This is a genomic window from Paracoccus halophilus (assembly GCF_000763905.1).
Lineage (GTDB): Bacteria > Pseudomonadota > Alphaproteobacteria > Rhodobacterales > Rhodobacteraceae > Paracoccus > Paracoccus halophilus.
The window spans coordinates 12,604-29,154 of sequence record NZ_JRKN01000012.1 but is presented as its reverse complement, the minus strand read 5'-3'; the positions used below and the strand labels follow the sequence as shown (position 1 = coordinate 29,154).

Genomic DNA, 16,551 nt, shown 5'->3' with positions numbered 1-16,551 from the left:
CGCGCTCTGACCATGTTTGACGCAGAAAGTTGCGCAACTTGTCGCCACCGCTAGCCATTCATGGTTGGAAAGTCAACAAGCCTGACGTAATAAGAGTCATGCAGCAAGGGGATGTCATGCAAGACAAGATTGGTGTGGCAATCGCGGGCGGCGAGGGCCTTCTGTTTCTGACCGACGAGCAGCTTCGCCGCGGGATCGAGGCGATGTTCTTTGCCTATCGTGCCTTTACCGCCGATCCCGACCTGATTCTGGCCGATCTGGATTACGGCCGCGCCCATCATCGCGCGATCCATTTCATCCATCGCGAGCCGGGCCTGACCGTGACCGCGCTTCTGGATGTGCTGGGCGTGACCAAGCAGTCGCTGAATCGCGTCCTGCGCACCCTGATCGAGGACGGGCTGGTGGACAGCCGGATCGGCCGCCGCGACCGCCGCGAGCGACAATTGTTCCTGACCGACAAGGGCGCCGCGCTGGAACGCCGCCTGTCGGAAAGCCAGCGCGCCCGGATGCGCGCCGCCTATCGCGCCGCCGGGCCGCAGGCGGTGGCGGGATTCCGGCAGGTGCTCGAGGCGATGATGGACCGCGATACCCTGCGCCAGTATCGTGCGCTGAAGGACCTGCCCGAGCCGATATGACGATCGCATCCGATTCGCCGCCCCATGCCCATATCCTGGTCGTCGACGATGACGAACGCATTCGCAGCCTGCTGCGCCGCTTCCTGATGCGCAACGGCTTTCTGGTCAGCACGGCACGCGATGCCGCGCATGCGCGACGGCTGCTCGGGGGCCTCGATTTCGACCTGATCGTGCTGGATGTGATGATGCCGGGCGAGGACGGCTTTTCGTTGACCCGCGACCTGCGCGGCCGGATGAGCACGCCGATCCTGCTGCTGACGGCCCGTGGCGAAACCGGCGACCGGATCAACGGCCTTGAAAGCGGAGCCGACGATTACCTTGCCAAACCCTTCGAGCCGCGCGAATTGCTGCTGCGAATCGCGGCCATCCTGCGACGTGTGCCCGCGGCCGAGGCCCGGGGGCCCAAATTCCTGACGCTCGGGCATCTGCGCTATGACGTGGACAAGGGCGAATTGTGGCAGGGCGACACCTCGCTGCGTCTGACGGGAACCGAACAGGCGCTGCTGCGGCGCCTTGCCGACACACCGCGCCAGCCCGTCAGCCGGCTGGAGCTGATCGAGGATCTGGGTCGCAACCCCGCCGATGAGATCAGCGAAAACTCCGAGCGCGCGATAGACGTCCAGATCACCCGGCTGCGCCGCAAGATCGAGCGCGATCCGAAAGAGCCGCGCTATCTGCAGACCGTGCGCGGGACGGGCTACATGCTGGTACCCGACTGACCCGCGAGACAGGCGGTCTCGCGCCCCTTTCTGCCGTTATCGAATGGATATTTGAATGAAGAAGAAGGCCGGGGCTCTTTCTTCTTCATCCAAATATCCATGCCGGCGGTGCCGCTGGCCCCGGCGATGACAAAGGGGCCCGAAGGCCCCTCGTATCACGCCAAGGCGCCATGACAGTGTTTGAATTTTCTGCCCGAGCCGCAGGGGCAGGGATCATTGCGGGACGGGTTGCCCCAGCTTGACGGATCGTTCTCGTTGAAACCGGGCGCATGATCCGGGGTCTTGTCCTCATCGGCCTCGTGATGTTCGGGATGCATCTGCGCCTCGGTCGCGGCGCGTTGCTGCTGATATTCGCGCAGCATCTCTTCGCGCTCGGCATCGGTCAGCGGGCGGATGCGGGCCAGTTGCTGGGTCACGTCGAAGCGCAGCCCGTCCAGCATCGATTCGAACAGCTGGAAGGCCTCGGTCTTGTATTCCGCCAATGGATCGCGCTGTGCATAGCCGCGAAAGCCCACGACCGAGCGCAGGTGTTCCAGTGTCACCAGATGTTCGCGCCATTTGCTGTCGATCTGCTGCAGAAGCACCTGCTTTTCGATCTGGCGCATGTTCTCGGCGCCGAACTGTTCGGTCTTTTGCGCCATGTAGCCATCGGTCGCTTCCTGAATGCGCTGGCGCACCCCGTCCTGATCGACGCCCTCCTCGGCCGCCCAGTCGAGGATCGGCAGGTCCATGTTCAGCCGTTCGATCACGGCGGCGCGCAGCCCTTCGCGATCCCATTGGTCGGCATAGGCGCGGGGCGGCATGTACTGGTTCACCAGATCGTCGATCACCTGTTCGCGCATGTCGGCGGCGATTTCCTCGACCTCGTCGGTCTGCATGATCTCCAGACGCTGGCTGAAGATCGCCTTGCGCTGGTCGTTCATCACGTCGTCGAATTTCAGCAGTTGCTTGCGGATGTCGAAATTGCGCCCCTCGACCTTGGCCTGGGCGCGTTCCAGCGATTTGTTGACCCAGGGGTGCACGATCGCCTCGCCATCCTTCATGCCGAGCGTGGAGAGCACCTTGTCCAGCCGTTCCGAGCCGAAGATGCGCATCAGGTCGTCTTCCAGCGACAGGAAGAAGAGCGAGCGGCCCGGATCGCCCTGCCGGCCCGAGCGGCCGCGCAGCTGATTGTCGATGCGCCGCGATTCATGGCGTTCGGTGGCCAGAACGAACAGCCCGCCGGCATCCAGAACAGCCTGCTTTTCGGCGGCGTGCTCGGCTTCGATCCGGGCGCGCAGCTCGTCGGGATGGGCCTCGGGATCGGCGGCCAGCGCCTGCATCACCTTCATTTCGACATTGCCGCCCAGCTGGATGTCGGTGCCGCGCCCGGCCATGTTGGTGGCGATGGTCACCGCGCCCGGCTTGCCGGCATCGGCCACGATCTGGGCCTCGGCCTCGTGCTGGCGGGCGTTCAGCACGTTATGCGCAATGCCCTGCTGGGTCAGGACCCCGGACAGCATCTCGGATTTCTCGATGCTGGTGGTGCCGACAAGGATCGGCTGCCCCTTGGCATGGGCTTCCTTGATCGCCTCGACCACGGCGGCGTATTTTTCCTGCGCGGTGCGATAGACGCGGTCATGTTCGTCGATGCGGGCGATGGGGCGGTTGGTCGGCACCTCGACCACGCCCAGCTTGTAGATCTCGGCGAATTCCTCGGCCTCGGTGGCGGCGGTGCCGGTCATGCCCGAGAGTTTCGCGTAAAGCCGGAAATAATTCTGGAAGGTGACGCTGGCCAGGGTGACGTTTTCCGGCTGGATGGTGACGCCTTCCTTGGCCTCGATTGCCTGATGCAGCCCGTCCGAGAGGCGGCGGCCCTTCATCATCCGGCCGGTGAATTCGTCGATCAGCACGATTTCATCGTCGCGCACGATATATTGCTGGTCGCGGTTGAACAGCTTATGCGCGCGCATCGCCTGGTTGGCATGGTGCACGATGGTGGTCGATTCCGGATCGTAAAGCGTCTGCCCCTGCGGCAGGACACCGGCCTCTTGCAGGCGCTTTTCCAGAAATTCGTTGCCTTCCTCGGTAAAGGTGGCGTTGCGGGCCTTTTCGTCCAGCTTGTAATGTTCCGGCGTCAGTTCCGGCATGAACTTGTCGAGGGTCTTGTACAGTTCGCTGCGGTCCTGGCTTGGCCCCGAGATGATCAGCGGGGTGCGGGCCTCGTCGATCAGGATGCTATCCACCTCGTCGACGATGGCGAAGAAATGACCCCGCTGGGTCATCTGCTCGATCGAGCCCTTCATGTTGTCGCGCAGGTAGTCGAAGCCCAGTTCGTTATTCGTGGCATAGGTCACGTCGGCGCGGTAGGCGGCGCGCTTTTCCTCGTCGGGCTGGAAGGGGTAGACCACGCCGGTGGTCATGCCCAGCTGCGCGAATACCTTGCCCATCCATTCCGCGTCACGTTTCGCCAGATAGTCGTTGACGGTGACGATATGCACACCCTTGCCGGCCAGCGCGTTCAGATAGGCGGGGAAGGTGGCGACCAGCGTCTTGCCCTCGCCGGTCTTCATTTCGGCGATATTGCCCTGATGCAGGAAGATGCCGCCCATCAGCTGCGTGTCAAAGGCGCGCAGGCCAAGCGCGCGGCGCGCGGCCTCGCGGCAATTGGCGAAGGCCTCGGGCAGCAGCGCGTCCAGATCCTCGCCCGATTGCGCGCGGCCCTGCAATTCGCGGGTCTTGCCGATCAGATCGGCGTCGGCCATGGCGCTGAACTGTTCCTCAAGCCCGTTGATGCGCGCCACCAGCGGGCGGGTCGATTTCACCTTGCGGTCATTGGGCGTGCCAAAGACCTTTTTCGCCAAATTTCCGATGCCGAGCATATGAGCCTTCAAAATCGCGTATCTGGGGGTGCGCGGGACGTTCCGCCCACTTGCCGCCACCATTCGCCTTGCCCTATCACTTGGGCCGGAAAAACGGCGACGGGCGCGCATTTTCGGTTGCGCCGGATGTATGCCCCGCATGCCGTACTGTCAACGCTTGCGCCTGTTCACCGATGTGTGGACTTGTCGTCGCAAAAAGGGGAATTTCATGCTGAAACCGTTTCTTGCCGCCTCGGTCCTGCTTGCCGGATCGTTTTCCGCACTGGCGCAGGATGCCGATACGGTCGTCGCCACCGTGAATGACGAGGCGATCACCCTGGGGCAGATGATCGCCATGCGGCAGGGGCTGGGCGAGGAGGCGGTGCAGAACATGCCCGATACGGCGCTGTGGGACCTGTTGCTGGATCAGATGATCCGCCAGACCGCCGTGGCGCAGATGGCCAGCGATCCGCTGAGCAAGCGCGACGCCGCCGCGCTCGAGGTCGAGCGCCGCGCCTATCTGGCCGGACGGGTGCTGGAGGATGTCGCCGCCCCCGAACCGACCGATGAAGAACTGCGCGCCATCTACGACCAGATTTTCGGCGATCAGTCGGCGCCGGCGGTCGAATATAACGCCGCCCATATCCTGGTCGAAACCCGCGAGGAGGCCGAGGCAATCGCCGGGCAACTGGCCGAGGGGGCGGATTTCGGTGCCCTTGCGGAAGAGAAATCGACCGATAATTCCGGCCCCAACAAGGGCGATCTGGGCTGGTTCCAGGCCGACCAGATGGTCGCGCCCTTTGCCGAGGCGGTCAAGGCGCTGGAAAAAGGCCAGGTTTCCGCCCCGGTCGAGTCACAGTTCGGCTGGCATGTCATCAAGCTGAACGATTCGCGCGAGGTGACGCCGCCCAGCCTGGACGACATCAAGCCGCAGCTTGCCGTTCAGCTTCGCCGCGACAGGGTGCAGGCCGAGATCGAAAAGCGGGTTACCGAGTCGAAGGTCGAAAAGACCGAGGGGCTGGGCGCCGATCTGCTGAACAAGACCGAGCTTCTGGGAGAGTGATCGATGGCCAAATCCGCAGGCAAGAAGGCAAAGCTGACCGAGGAGGAAAAGCTCAGGGAACTGCGCAAGAAGCTGAAAAAGCTCAAGGGCGCAGTCAAGGAGGTCCGGGACGGGGTGGCCAGCAAGTTCGAGGCGATGAACAAGCCGCAGAACCCGGTTTCGCCGCTTGCGCCCGAGCGTTTTCCCGATCTGCCGCTGATCCGGGGCGCCGAGTTCGCCAGCGGCGCGGCGGGGGTGAAATACAAGGGTCGCACCGATGTCACGCTGGTGCGGCTGGCGCCGGGGACCTCGGTCGCGGGGGTGTTCACGCGATCCTCGACCCGCGCGGCCAGCGTGCTGGACTGTCAGGCCAAGCTGGCCGGCCCGGTCGACAGCAGCGCCGGCGCGGCGATCATCGTGAATTCGGGCAATGCCAACGCCTTTACCGGCAAGGCCGGGCAAGAGGCGGTGGACAGCGTCACGGGCAGTGTCGCCAATGCGCTTGGCATCCCGCGCGAACGGGTGTTTTCCTCATCGACCGGGGTGATCGGCGAGCCGCTGCCGGTTGAACGGATCACCGCCATCGTCGAGAATCTGGCCGGCAGGCTGGATCCGGCGGGCGCCGCCGATGCGGCGCGCGCGATCATGACCACCGATACGTTCGCGAAGGGCGCGGCGGCGAGTTTCGAGGGCGATGGCGGCACGATCAATATCGTCGGTATCGCCAAGGGTTCGGGCATGATCGCGCCGGATATGGCGACCATGCTGGTCTATATCTTCACCGATGCGCAGATCGCGCCCCGGACCCTGCAGCGGATGCTCTCGGCGCGGGTGGATCGCACCTTCAACGCGATCACGGTGGACAGCGACACTTCGACCTCGGATGCGCTGATCCTGGCCGCGACCGGGCAATCCGGGGCGGCGCCGATCACGGATCTGCGCTCCGCACCCGCGCGGGCCTTTGGCAAGGGGCTGGAGCAGGTCATGCTGGATCTGGCGCAGCAGGTGGTCAGGGACGGCGAGGGCGCGACGAAATTCGTCGAGGTGCGGGTGACCGGTGCGGCCGACAATGCCGATGCCCATCGCGTGGCCATGGCGATTGCGAATTCGCCGCTGGTCAAGACCGCGATCGCCGGCGAGGACGCGAATTGGGGCCGCGTGGTCATGGCGGTCGGCAAGTCGGGCGCGCAGGCCGATCGCGACCGGCTGACCATCCGCTTCGGCGATATGGTGCTGGCGGAAAACGGCTGGCGCGCGCCTGCCTATGACGAGGCCAAGGCCAGCGCCTATATGAAGCAGGAGCATCTGGTGATCGGCGTCGATCTGGGGTTGGGCAAGGGCAGGCGGACCGTCTGGACCTGCGACCTGACGCATCGCTATATCGACATCAACGCCGATTACCGTTCGTGACGTTTCCGGCATGAAGGTCGTTCTGGTTGCGGCGGTCGCCCTGATCGACAGGGACGGCCGCGTCCTGCTGGCGCAGCGTCCCGAGGGCAAGCCCCTGGCCGGCCTGTGGGAGTTTCCCGGCGGCAAGGTCGAACCGGGCGAGACGCCCGAGGCGGCCCTCATCCGCGAGTTGCATGAGGAACTGGGGATCGAGACCTGGTCCTCATGCCTGGCGCCGCTGACATTCGCCAGCCATGGCTACGAGGATTTTCACCTGCTCATGCCGCTTTTCGCCTGCCGCCGCTGGCAGGGCGTGCCGCATCCGCATGAGGGGCAGAAACTCGCATGGGCGCGGCCCGGCGATCTGGCCAGCTACCCGATGCCGCCCGCCGATATCCCGCTGATCCCGATTCTGCGTGACTGGCTTTGACATAATTGCCGCGATGGTTGCAGAAAAAGCGGCAATTCCGCGTAACTGGGCAATATTGCTAATTAACGGGTCACAATTTTGTGGCACATTTTACGCACTGTAGAGGAGAGAAACAGGACATGATTCGCACGATTACGATCGGCAGCTGTATTTCAGTCCAGGGAATCTTCGAACGTCAGCAGGCCAACGGCAATATCGTCGTTCGGGTCGGCAACAAGACTTTCGAAGGCAAGCCCGCAGTCCTTACCTGAAAGAAACTGTGCCCACAAGATTTCACGGGGCCCCTTCGGGGGCCCCGTCGGTTTTGACCGCCCGGGGCGGCCGGAACGAAAAAGGGCGGACCCGAAGGTCCGCCCATGATCGGCATCAAGCGCGGGTCACAGCTGGCGCTGAACCTCCTCGCGCTCGAAGATCTCGATGACGTCGCCCTTGCGGATGTCGTCATAGTTTTCAAAGGCCATGCCGCATTCCTGACCGGACTGGACCTCCTTGACCTCGTCCTTGAAGCGCTTGAGCGTCTTCAGCGTGCCTTCGTGGATCACCACGTTGTCGCGCAGCAGGCGGACGCCCGCCGAACGCCGCGCCACGCCCTCGGTGACCAGACAGCCGGCGACATTGCCCACGCCCGAGACGCGGAAGGTCTCCTTGATCTCGGCATAGCCGATGAAATGCTCGCGCACCTCGGCCGAGAGCAGGCCCGAGGCGGCCGCCTTGATGTCGTCCACCAGGTCATAGATGATCGAGTAATAGCGGATCTCGACCCCCTTCTGGTTGGCGCTGTTGCGCGCCGGCGCATTGGCCCGGACGTTGAAGCCGATCACCGGCGCGGCGCTGGCCTCGGCCAGTCCGATATCCGATTCCGTGATCGCGCCGACGCCGTAATGCAGCACGCGGACGCGGACCTCGTCATTGCCGATCTTTTCCAGCGCCTGAACGATCGCCTCGGCCGAGCCCTGCACGTCGGCCTTGACCAGAACCGGCAGCTCGGCCACGCTTTCATCCGCCTTGGCCTTGGCCAGCATCTGGTCCAGCGTGATCGCGGCACCGGCGGCGGCGCGCTTGTCCTTGGCGGCCTGTTCGCGGTAATCGGCGATCTCGCGGGCCTGGGCCTCGGTCTCGACGACGTTCAGCACGTCGCCCGCCTCGGGCGTGCCGTTCAGGCCCAGCACCTCGACCGGGACCGAGGGGCCGGCCTCATCGACGCGCTCGCCCTTGTCGTTGATCAGCGCGCGGACCTTGCCCCACTGCTCGCCGACGACGAAGATGTCGCCGCGCTTCAGCGTGCCGTTCTGGACCAGAACCGTGGCCACGGGACCGCGTCCGACATCCAGCTGCGCTTCGATCACCGCGCCCTGTGCCGGGCGCTCGGGATTGGCCTTGAGTTCCAGGATTTCGGCCTGCAGCGCGATGGCTTCCAGCAATTCGTCCAGCCCCTGGCCGGTCTTGGCCGAGATCTCGACATCCTGAACCTCGCCCGACATCGCCTCGACGACGACCTCGTGCTGCAGCAGGTCGGTGCGGACCTTCTGCGGGTTGGCGTCGGGCTTGTCGACCTTGTTGATGGCGACGATCATCGGGACATTGGCGGCCTTGGCGTGGTTGATCGCCTCGATGGTCTGCGGCATCACCGCGTCATCGGCGGCGACGACCAGCACGACGATATCCGTCACCTGCGCGCCGCGCGCCCGCATCGAGGTAAAGGCCGCGTGGCCGGGCGTGTCGAGGAAGCTCAGCACCGCGCCGTTCGCGGCCCTGACCTGATAGGCGCCGATATGCTGGGTGATGCCGCCCGCCTCGCCGGACACGACATTGGTCTTGCGGATCGCGTCCAGAAGCGAGGTCTTGCCGTGATCGACATGGCCCATGATGGTGACGACCGGCGGCCGCGGCTGCAGATCCTCGGCCTTGTCCTCGACCGTGGCGATGACCTGTTCGACATCGGAATCCGAGACGCGCACGGCCTTGTGGCCGAATTCGTCGATCACCAGCTCCGCCGTATCGGCGTCGATCGCCTGGTTGGCGGTGACCATCATGCCCATCTTCATCAGCGACTTGATGACATCGGGCGTGCGCTCGGCCATGCGGTTGGCCAGTTCCGAGACCATGATCGTCTCGGGCAGCTGCACGTCGCGCACCTGTTTTTCGGCACGCTGACCGCCGCCCATGGCCTTTTGCCGGGCGCGCTCCTGCTTGCGCTTCATCGCGGCCAGGCTGCGCTGGCGGCCACCCTCACCCTCGCCAAGCGCCTGGCTCAGCGACAGCTTGCCGGTGCGGCGGTTGTCCTCGCGGCCCTTGTTGCGGGTGTCGCGGGCATCGGGGCTGCTGCTGCGGTTGTCGCGCTCGCGGTCGGTCTTGCGCGGACCCGAGGCGCTGACGCCCTTGGTCTCGGCGCGCGCGGCGGCGGCCTCGGCGGCGGCGCGGTCGGCCGGCGCGGCCGGCGCCGGCGCGGCCGGCTTGGCGCGGACCTCGGCCTTTTTCTTCTCGCGCAGCTCGGTTTCGCGGGCGCGGCGCTCGTCCTCTTCGGCCTTCAGCCGCAGGGCTTCCTCGCGCTCGCGTTCCTCGCGTTCCTTGGCTTCCAGCTCAAGACGGCGGCGCTCGCGCTCTTCTTCGCGGGCCTTTTCCTCGGCTTCGCGCTGCGCGGCTTCCTCGACCTCGCGGGCCTTGGCGGCCTTGAGCGCGGCCAGGCGGCGCTCCATTTCGGCATCCGAGATGCCGGCCGGGCGCTTGGATGGATCGCCCGAGACGGCCGAGGGCGAACCCGAACGCCCGCCGCCGGAGCCCGCGCCGGTCTTGCCCGGCACGACCACGCGCTTGCGCTTGGTCTCGACGACCACGTTATGGGTCCGGCCGTGGCTGAAGCTCTGCTTCACCTGGCCCGAACGGCCGCCCCCAAGACCCAGGGGTTTCTTTCCGTCAGTATCGCTCATCCGATCTTCATTCCTTCCCGGCGGAAACACCGCCGTCATGCCCGCGCAGACCCGTCAGTCTGCTCGCGTCCCTGATCAATTTGTCGGTCAGGCCCCCCGGCGCAAGCGCGCTGTGTATGACATGATCGCGCCCAAAGGACAAACCCAATTCTGATGCGGTCAGGCAGCCGAACCAGCGCCCGCCGGGCGGTGTCCAGAGCTTGCCCTTGCCGCGGTCGGACCCGTCGCTGGCCTGCAAAAGCACGCGCGCCTTGCCGGCCGCCAGCCAGTCCTTGACCTTTTCAAAGCCGGCCACCGCCAGCCCCGCCTTGCGTGCCAGCGACAGCGTGTCGGTCACGCGTTTCGCCAGCCCGGTTTCAATCATCGCCAAAAGCTCGGGCGAGGCCGAAACCTGCGCCTTGGCCCCGCGCGAGAACATGCCCTTTTTCGCCGCTTTTTCCAGCGCATCGCGATCCGCGACAACCCAGAATCCGCGCCCGGGCAGCTTTTCGCCCAGATCGGGAACAACCTGCGCGTCGGGGCCCGCGACAAAGCGGATCAGCCCCGCCTTGGGCTGGGTTTCGCCCGTCACGATGCAGCGACGTTCGGGCGTCTCGCGGTCCTTGATCCGGCCCCCGCGTGTCATCTGTCTCCCGGGGCGTTACACCCCGGCCTCCTGGTCAGCGGCTTCGCCGGCCTCTTCGGCCGTCTCCAGCTCGGTCGGATCGACCCAGCCCAGCATGACACGCGCGGTCATCACCATGGTCTGCGCATCCTCGAGCGAGATCGAGAAGGGCTCCAGGATGCCGTCATCCTTGATCCGCTGACCGTCCTGCGTGGTCCAGCCGCCGGCGATTTCCCAATCGGCCAGGGTGGCGAAATCCTCGAGCGTCTTGACGTCGTCCTTGGCCAGCGCCTCGACCATCTGGGGGGTCAGCCCGTCGAATTCGATCAGGCTGTCCTGGGCGCCAAGCGCGCGGGCATTGTCCAGCGCGGCCTTGTTCGCGGCTTCCAGATGTTCGCGGGCGCGGGTCTGCAATTCCTCGGCTGTGGCTTCGTCGACACCTTCGATCGACAGCAGTTCGTCGACATCGACATAGGCCACTTCTTCCAGATTGGTGAAGCCTTCGGCGACCAGAAGCTGGGCAAAGAACTCGTCCAGATCCAGCGTGTCCATGAACAGCTGCGTGCGGGCGTTGAACTCGGCCTGACGGCGCTTGGATTCCTCTTCCTCGGTCAGGATGTCGATGTCCAGACCGGTCAGCTGGCTGGCCAGACGCACGTTCTGGCCGCGCCGGCCGATGGCCAGCGAAAGCTGCTCGTCGGGGACGACCACCTCGATCCGGGTCGCGTCCTCGTCAAAGACGACCTTGGCCACCTCGGCCGGTTGCAGCGCGTTCACCAGGAAGGTCGCCTGATCCTCGGACCACGGAATGATGTCGATCTTTTCGCCCTGAAGCTCGCCGACGACGGCCTGCACGCGGCTGCCGCGCATGCCGACGCAGGCGCCGACCGGGTCGATGCTGTTATCATAGGAAATCACCGCGATCTTGGCGCGGCTGCCCGGATCGCGGGCGACGGCCTTGATCTCGATCACGCCGTCATAGATTTCCGGCACTTCCATCTTGAACAGTTCCGCCATGAATTGCGGATCGGTGCGCGACAGGAAGATCTGCGGTCCGCGCGTCTCGCGGCGCACATCCTTGACATAGGCGCGGATGCGGTCGTTCGGGCGATAGCTTTCGCGGCCGATCTTTTCGTTGCGGCGCAGGATCGCCTCGCCGCGGCCCACGTCCACGATGATATTGCCGTATTCCTCGCGCTTGACGACGCCGTTGATGATGGTGCCGGCGCGGTCCTTGAATTCCTCGTACTGGCGGTCACGCTCGGCCTCGCGGACGCGCTGCAGGATCACCTGCTTGGCCGATTGCGCGGCGATCCGGCCCAGCTCGACCGGCGGCACGCGTTCCTGGAACACGTCGCCGACCTGCGGCCGGCCCGAGAAATCCTCGATCGGCGTGCCTTCGCGGGTCCAGAAATTATCGGGGTTCTTGCCGGGCTCGAAATAGGGGGCGGCTTGGTCGGCGGTGAACTGGGCCTGATAATTCTCGACCTCTTCCTCGTCGACCACGGTGCGGACGCGGGTGAAGGTGGCGTTGCCGGTCTTGCGGTCGATGGACACGCGGATGTCCATTTCGCTGCCATAGCGCGACTTGGCGGCGCGGGCCAGACTGTCCTCCATCGCCTCGATCACCAGATCGGGGTCGATCATCTTTTCGCGCGCGACTGCCTCGGCGGTCTGCAGCAGCTCAAGCTGGTTGGCAGAGGTGATGGCCATTCCTCACTCCTTCGCGTCGGCGTTCGTTTCGCCGGATTCCGTTTCGATCTCGTCAAAGGCGGATTCGTCGAGATTCTCGATCTGCACGCCCGCGTCCTTTTTCTGCCGAAGCATCTCGGCGATCAGCTCATTGGTCAGGACCAGCTTCGCGTCAGAGAGCCAGTCGAAATTCAGCCCGATGGTCTGCACCTCGCCGGCATCCTCGATGTTCAGCAGCACCTCGTCGCCCTCAGTGCCGGCCAGAACGCCCTTGAAGCGCTTGCGCCCGTCGATGGGCTGGTTGGTTTCCAGCCGCGCCTCATAGCCCTCGAAGGTCGCGAAATCCTTGATCCGGGTCAGCGGCCGGTCGATGCCGGGGCTGCTGACTTCCAGGTGATAGGCGTCCTCGACCGGGTCCTCGACATCCAGAACCGCGCTGACCGCGGTCGAGATATCGGCGCAGTCATCGACATTGATCCCGCCCTCGGGCCGGTCGGCCATGATCTGCAGGGTCGCGGTCTTGCCGCCCTGCAGACGGACGCGCACCAGTTCGAATCCCAGATCCTCGATCACCGGGCCGATGATCTCGGCCAGACGCCGGTCGATGGCGGTCTTGGCGATGAGGTCGGTCATGTCGCTATCCCAAATGCAAAAAACGGGCCGTGGCGGCCCGTGCGTCTTCCCGGTGGGCAGGTTGTGGAGGCCTGCGCCGCTGTTGAGCGCGATATAGGCCCGTCCGTCACGGATTGCAAGCCTTCTGTGATGCCGGGGCGCATTGTGCCCGCCAGGGCGGGCCGGGCGGCTTCACGAGGCCCTGAGGCCATCCATCGCCCGGACCAGCTCGGTCGCGATTCGCGGCTCGCTCAGCGCATGGCCCGAGGCCGGCACCAGCCGCAGATCGGCCTTGTCCCAGCCCGCGGCCAGTTGCCATGCCGAGCCGGGCGGGCAGACCATGTCATAGCGGCCCTGAACGATCACGGCGGGAATATGCTCGATCCGGTGGCGGTCGCGCAGCAGCTGGCCATCCTCGAGGAAGCAGTTATTGGCGAAGTAATGGTTTTCCAGCCGCGCGAAGGCACGGGCATAGGCGGGCGGCGCGTGGCCGGCGGCCGCGATCTCCAGCCCGGCCAGGGCGTTTTCCCAGATCAGCCAGGGCAGCGCGTAGCGCATCTCCTGCCCCTGCTCGCCGCCGAACAGGCGGCGGTGATAGGCGGCGATCATGTCGCCGCGCTCGGCCTCGGGGATCGGGGCCTGGAACTCGGCCCAGCGGTCGGGAAAGAATCGCGCCGCGCCGCCGCCATAGAACCAGTCCAGCTCGGCCCGGCTGCCCAGAAAGATGCCGCGCAGGACCAGCGCCATCGGCACCTCGGGATGGGTCTGGGCATAGGTCAGCGCCAGCGTGGCGCCCCAGCTGCCGCCGAACAGGATGGCCCGCCCGACGCCCAGCTGGTGGCGCAGGATCTCGATATCGGCGACCAGATGCGCGGTGGTATTGGCCTCGACGCTGGCATGGGGGCGCGAACGGCCGCAGCCACGCTGGTCGAACAGGATGGCCCGGTAATGGGCGGGATCGAAGAAGCGGCGCATATAGGGGCTGCAGCCGCCGCCCGGGCCGCCATGCAGGACGATGACGGGGACACCGTCCGGGTTGCCGCTCTGCTCGACATGGATCTGGTGGCCGTCGCCGACCTCGATGATCCGCCGGTCGAATGGCTCACCCATCGGGTGCAGCCTGCCATGCGACGCCGTGCCGCCTATTTGCCCTGCCAATCTGTCCATGACCCCATTATATAACGGCTTGCATCCGCTCGCCATAGAAGGACCTTCCGATGATCGAAACGCCAGATCCGCAAGCCATGGCGCCGAACAGCATCGATCCGGCCGAGGTCGCCAAGTTTCAGGCCATGGCCCAGGAATGGTGGGATCCCTCGGGCAAGTTCAAGCCGTTGCACATGCTCAATCCGACCCGGCTGGACTATGTGACGGCGCAGATCGCCGGGCAATTCGGACGCGACCGGGCCGAGGCCGCCCCCTTCGCCGGGCTCGATATCCTGGATATCGGCTGCGGCGGCGGGCTGATGGCCGAGCCGATGGCGCGCCTGGGCGCCTCGGTCACCGGCGCCGATGCGGCCGAGGGCAATATCGCCATCGCCGCGCTTCATGCCGCCGAACAGGGGCTGGCCATAGAATACCGAACCACCACAGCCGAGGCGCTGGCCGCCGAAGGGCGCCGTTTCGACGTGGTGATGGCGCTGGAAATCGTCGAGCATGTCGCCGACCCGCAGGCATTCATCGCCACCTGCCGCGATCTTCTGGCGCCCGAGGGGATGCTGATCGTCTCGACCCTGAACCGCACCGCGAAAAGCTTCGCGACGGCGATCATCGGCGCCGAATGGGTGATGCGCTGGTTGCCCAGGGGCACGCATGACTGGCGCCGCTTCATCACGCCGGACGAATTGGCGCGGATGACGCATGACGCCGGGTTGCGGGTGGTCGATCGTCGCGGCATGGTCTTCAACCCGCTCGGCTGGAACTGGTCGCTTTCGGATCGCGACCTGTCGGTGAACTATCTGCTGACCGCCCTGCGCGGAACGGCATCCCCTTCTTCTTCATGAAAATATCCATGCCGGCCGCGCAACGGGCGGCCGGCCACGCCTTCAGCGCCCGCCCGTCCCACGGCTGTCCTGCCCCCGGGCCTCTTCCAGCTGCTTGCGAAGCAGGCGCAGGACCGGCAGCGCGGCGCGCACCCGGTCCGCCCCGATATCGCGCACCACATCGGCGATCCGCGGCATGAAGGCAGCCAGCGCCGCATCCCGCGCCGCCCGGCCCGCCGGGCTGATCGAGATGAACTTGCGCCGCGCATCGTCCCAATCCGGGCGGACATGGATATGCCCGGCCCATTCCAGCCGCGACAGGGTATTGGTCATTGCCCCGCGCGTGACATGAAACGCCTCGGCCAGCTCGGCCGGGCTGCGCTCGACATTCAGATGCGCAAGCAGGTTCAGCACCGAGAAATGCGAAATCTGCATCCCCTTCGGCAGTGACTTGCCGATCAGGTCGCGCGCCAGCTGGTCCGAGATGAACACCTCGGAAAACAGGCTCGCGGCCAGGGCGTCGGCCGAACCTTCGGCTATCCGCAGACTGTCGTCCAGCTTGGTCGTCATGGGCCCGTGAATTCCCGGTCATGTGTCAAAGAAGGAATGCGCGACCGTGCCCTGACAACGGCTTCGGGGTCAAGCTCGACAAAAGTCACCCCGGGATCGGTGCCGCCATCGCCCAGGACCTGCCCCCAGGGATCGACGGCCAGCGAATGGCCGTGGCTGCGGCGCGGGCGGCGCCCGGGATCGGCATGGGTGGCATGCAGCCCACATTGCGCGGGCGCCAGGACATAGCTGCCCGTCTCGATGGCGCGGGCGCGCAGCAACACCTCCCAATGCGCGGCGCCGGTGGTGTCGTTGAAGGCGGCGGGCACGGTCAGCACCTGCGCCCCGGCCTGGGCGAGCGCGCGGTAAAGCCGTGGAAAGCGGATGTCGTAGCAGACCGTCAGGCCGACCGGCCAGGGTCCCTGCGCCAGAACGGCGCGGTCACCGGCGCGATAGGCGGCCGATTCGCGGTAGGATTCGGTTTCGGACACGGTCACGTCGAACATGTGCAGCTTGTCATAACGCGCGCGAATGGCGCCATCGGGCGCGATCAGAAAGCTGCGATTGGCAAAGCGGGTTTCATCGGGCTCGCCGGTTTTCAGCGCCAGCGAGCCGATCAGCAGCCATATGCGAAGCTCGCGCGCATCGGCGCGCAGCGCGGCAAGGGTCGGGTCCCCGGCTTCGGGATGCAGAAGACGGGCCAGCGATTCGCGGCTGGCGCCCAGCAGGTTCGTGACCTCGGGGGTCAGCACCCAGCCGGCGCCGCCGGCGGCGGCCTGCCGGATCAGATCGCGGGTGACGGGCAGGTTCAGCCGCGGATCGTCCGAGACGTTCAACTGGACCAGCCCGGCCCGGATCGGCCGGCTCATGCCGCGGCCAGCAGCCCGTCCAGCTTGCCCTCATGTTCCAGGGCGTGCAGCTCGTCACTGCCGCCGATATGCTGTCCGTCGATGAAGATCTGCGGCACGCTGCGGCGGCCGCCCGCGCGTTCGGTCATCGCGATGCGGATCTGCGGATCGCGGCTGACATCGGTTTCCTCGAACGAGACGCCCTTGCGTGTCAGCAGCGATTTCGCCGCCAGGCAGTAAGGGCAGGTGGGGGTGGTGTAGATTTCGACTCTGGCCATCTTT

Annotated in this window: 16 protein-coding genes; 7 read left to right on the top strand and 9 right to left on the bottom strand. The window is 65.6% G+C overall.

The genetic code is table 11. The features are described from left to right. The first annotated feature begins 116 nt into the window (after positions 1 to 116). Together IT41_RS10255 and IT41_RS10250 are read left to right on the top strand one after the other, a co-directional pair. Positions 117 to 635 (top strand): MarR family winged helix-turn-helix transcriptional regulator, encoded by a 519-nt coding sequence (locus IT41_RS10255; protein WP_036740893.1) that lies wholly within the window; start codon positions 117 to 119, stop codon positions 633 to 635. Continuing rightward, the gene (locus IT41_RS10250) at positions 632 to 1,354 is read left to right on the top strand and encodes a response regulator (protein WP_036740891.1); all 723 of its coding nucleotides are present in this window, start codon (positions 632 to 634) and stop codon (positions 1,352 to 1,354) included. The genes IT41_RS10255 and IT41_RS10250 overlap by 4 nt, the downstream gene beginning before the upstream one ends. Before the next feature lie 155 nt (positions 1,355 to 1,509). Here IT41_RS10250 and secA read toward each other — a convergent pair whose 3' ends face one another. Beyond that, a complete protein-coding gene (gene secA, locus IT41_RS10245) occupies positions 1,510 to 4,215 on the bottom strand; it encodes a preprotein translocase subunit SecA (protein WP_036740890.1) in 2,706 nt (901 codons plus the stop codon). A gap of 208 nt (positions 4,216 to 4,423) precedes the next feature. Between secA and IT41_RS10240 the strand changes: the two genes are divergently transcribed. From IT41_RS10240 to IT41_RS21880, 4 genes are all read left to right on the top strand, one after another. Further along, positions 4,424 to 5,257 (top strand): peptidylprolyl isomerase, encoded by an 834-nt coding sequence (locus IT41_RS10240; RefSeq protein ID WP_036740889.1) that lies wholly within the window; start codon positions 4,424 to 4,426, stop codon positions 5,255 to 5,257. 3 nt (positions 5,258 to 5,260) lie between these two features. Beyond that, the gene (gene argJ, locus IT41_RS10235) at positions 5,261 to 6,646 is read left to right on the top strand and encodes a bifunctional glutamate N-acetyltransferase/amino-acid acetyltransferase ArgJ (protein ID WP_139221681.1); all 1,386 of its coding nucleotides are present in this window, start codon (positions 5,261 to 5,263) and stop codon (positions 6,644 to 6,646) included. A gap of 10 nt (positions 6,647 to 6,656) precedes the next feature. After that, positions 6,657 to 7,055: a (deoxy)nucleoside triphosphate pyrophosphohydrolase gene (locus IT41_RS10230; RefSeq protein WP_036740888.1), complete on the top strand. Its 399-nt coding sequence runs from the start codon at positions 6,657 to 6,659 to the stop codon at positions 7,053 to 7,055. Between the two features lie 119 nt (positions 7,056 to 7,174). Next, positions 7,175 to 7,306 (top strand): hypothetical protein, encoded by a 132-nt coding sequence (locus tag IT41_RS21880; RefSeq protein WP_036740886.1) that lies wholly within the window; start codon positions 7,175 to 7,177, stop codon positions 7,304 to 7,306. 126 nt (positions 7,307 to 7,432) lie between these two features. Here the strand turns inward: IT41_RS21880 and infB are convergent, their stop codons facing one another. From infB to pip, 5 genes are all read right to left on the bottom strand, one after another. Next, complete coding sequence (infB, locus tag IT41_RS10220) at positions 7,433 to 9,982, bottom strand: translation initiation factor IF-2 (RefSeq protein WP_036740884.1); 2,550 nt, start codon at positions 9,980 to 9,982, stop codon at positions 7,433 to 7,435. 7 nt (positions 9,983 to 9,989) lie between these two features. After that, positions 9,990 to 10,607: an RNA-binding protein gene (locus IT41_RS10215; protein ID WP_036740881.1), complete on the bottom strand. Its 618-nt coding sequence runs from the start codon at positions 10,605 to 10,607 to the stop codon at positions 9,990 to 9,992. A 15-nt stretch (positions 10,608 to 10,622) separates the two neighbouring features. Beyond that, positions 10,623 to 12,299, bottom strand: coding sequence for a transcription termination factor NusA (gene nusA / locus IT41_RS10210; protein ID WP_036740880.1), 1,677 nt, complete (start codon positions 12,297 to 12,299; stop codon positions 10,623 to 10,625). Between the two features lie 3 nt (positions 12,300 to 12,302). Beyond that, positions 12,303 to 12,911 (bottom strand): ribosome maturation factor RimP, encoded by a 609-nt coding sequence (gene rimP, locus IT41_RS10205; protein ID WP_036740878.1) that lies wholly within the window; start codon positions 12,909 to 12,911, stop codon positions 12,303 to 12,305. Positions 12,912 to 13,082: 171 nt separating this feature from the next. After that, a complete protein-coding gene (gene pip, locus IT41_RS10200; RefSeq protein ID WP_231564730.1) occupies positions 13,083 to 14,000 on the bottom strand; it encodes a prolyl aminopeptidase in 918 nt (305 codons plus the stop codon). A 107-nt stretch (positions 14,001 to 14,107) separates the two neighbouring features. Between pip and ubiG the strand changes: the two genes are divergently transcribed. Then, positions 14,108 to 14,893, top strand: coding sequence for a bifunctional 2-polyprenyl-6-hydroxyphenol methylase/3-demethylubiquinol 3-O-methyltransferase UbiG (ubiG, locus tag IT41_RS10195; RefSeq protein ID WP_081967521.1), 786 nt, complete (start codon positions 14,108 to 14,110; stop codon positions 14,891 to 14,893). A gap of 42 nt (positions 14,894 to 14,935) precedes the next feature. Here the strand turns inward: ubiG and IT41_RS10190 are convergent, their stop codons facing one another. The 3 genes from IT41_RS10190 to grxC are packed head-to-tail and all read right to left on the bottom strand — an operon-like array spanning position 14,936 to position 16,547. Further along, complete coding sequence (locus IT41_RS10190) at positions 14,936 to 15,442, bottom strand: MarR family winged helix-turn-helix transcriptional regulator (RefSeq protein WP_052081395.1); 507 nt, start codon at positions 15,440 to 15,442, stop codon at positions 14,936 to 14,938. Next, complete coding sequence (locus tag IT41_RS10185; protein WP_231564729.1) at positions 15,439 to 16,290, bottom strand: carbon-nitrogen hydrolase family protein; 852 nt, start codon at positions 16,288 to 16,290, stop codon at positions 15,439 to 15,441. Before IT41_RS10185 ends, IT41_RS10190 begins: the two co-directional genes overlap by 4 nt. After that, positions 16,287 to 16,547 (bottom strand): glutaredoxin 3, encoded by a 261-nt coding sequence (gene grxC, locus IT41_RS10180; protein WP_036740875.1) that lies wholly within the window; start codon positions 16,545 to 16,547, stop codon positions 16,287 to 16,289. The genes IT41_RS10185 and grxC overlap by 4 nt, the downstream gene beginning before the upstream one ends. Between the last annotated feature and the right edge of the window lie 4 nt (positions 16,548 to 16,551).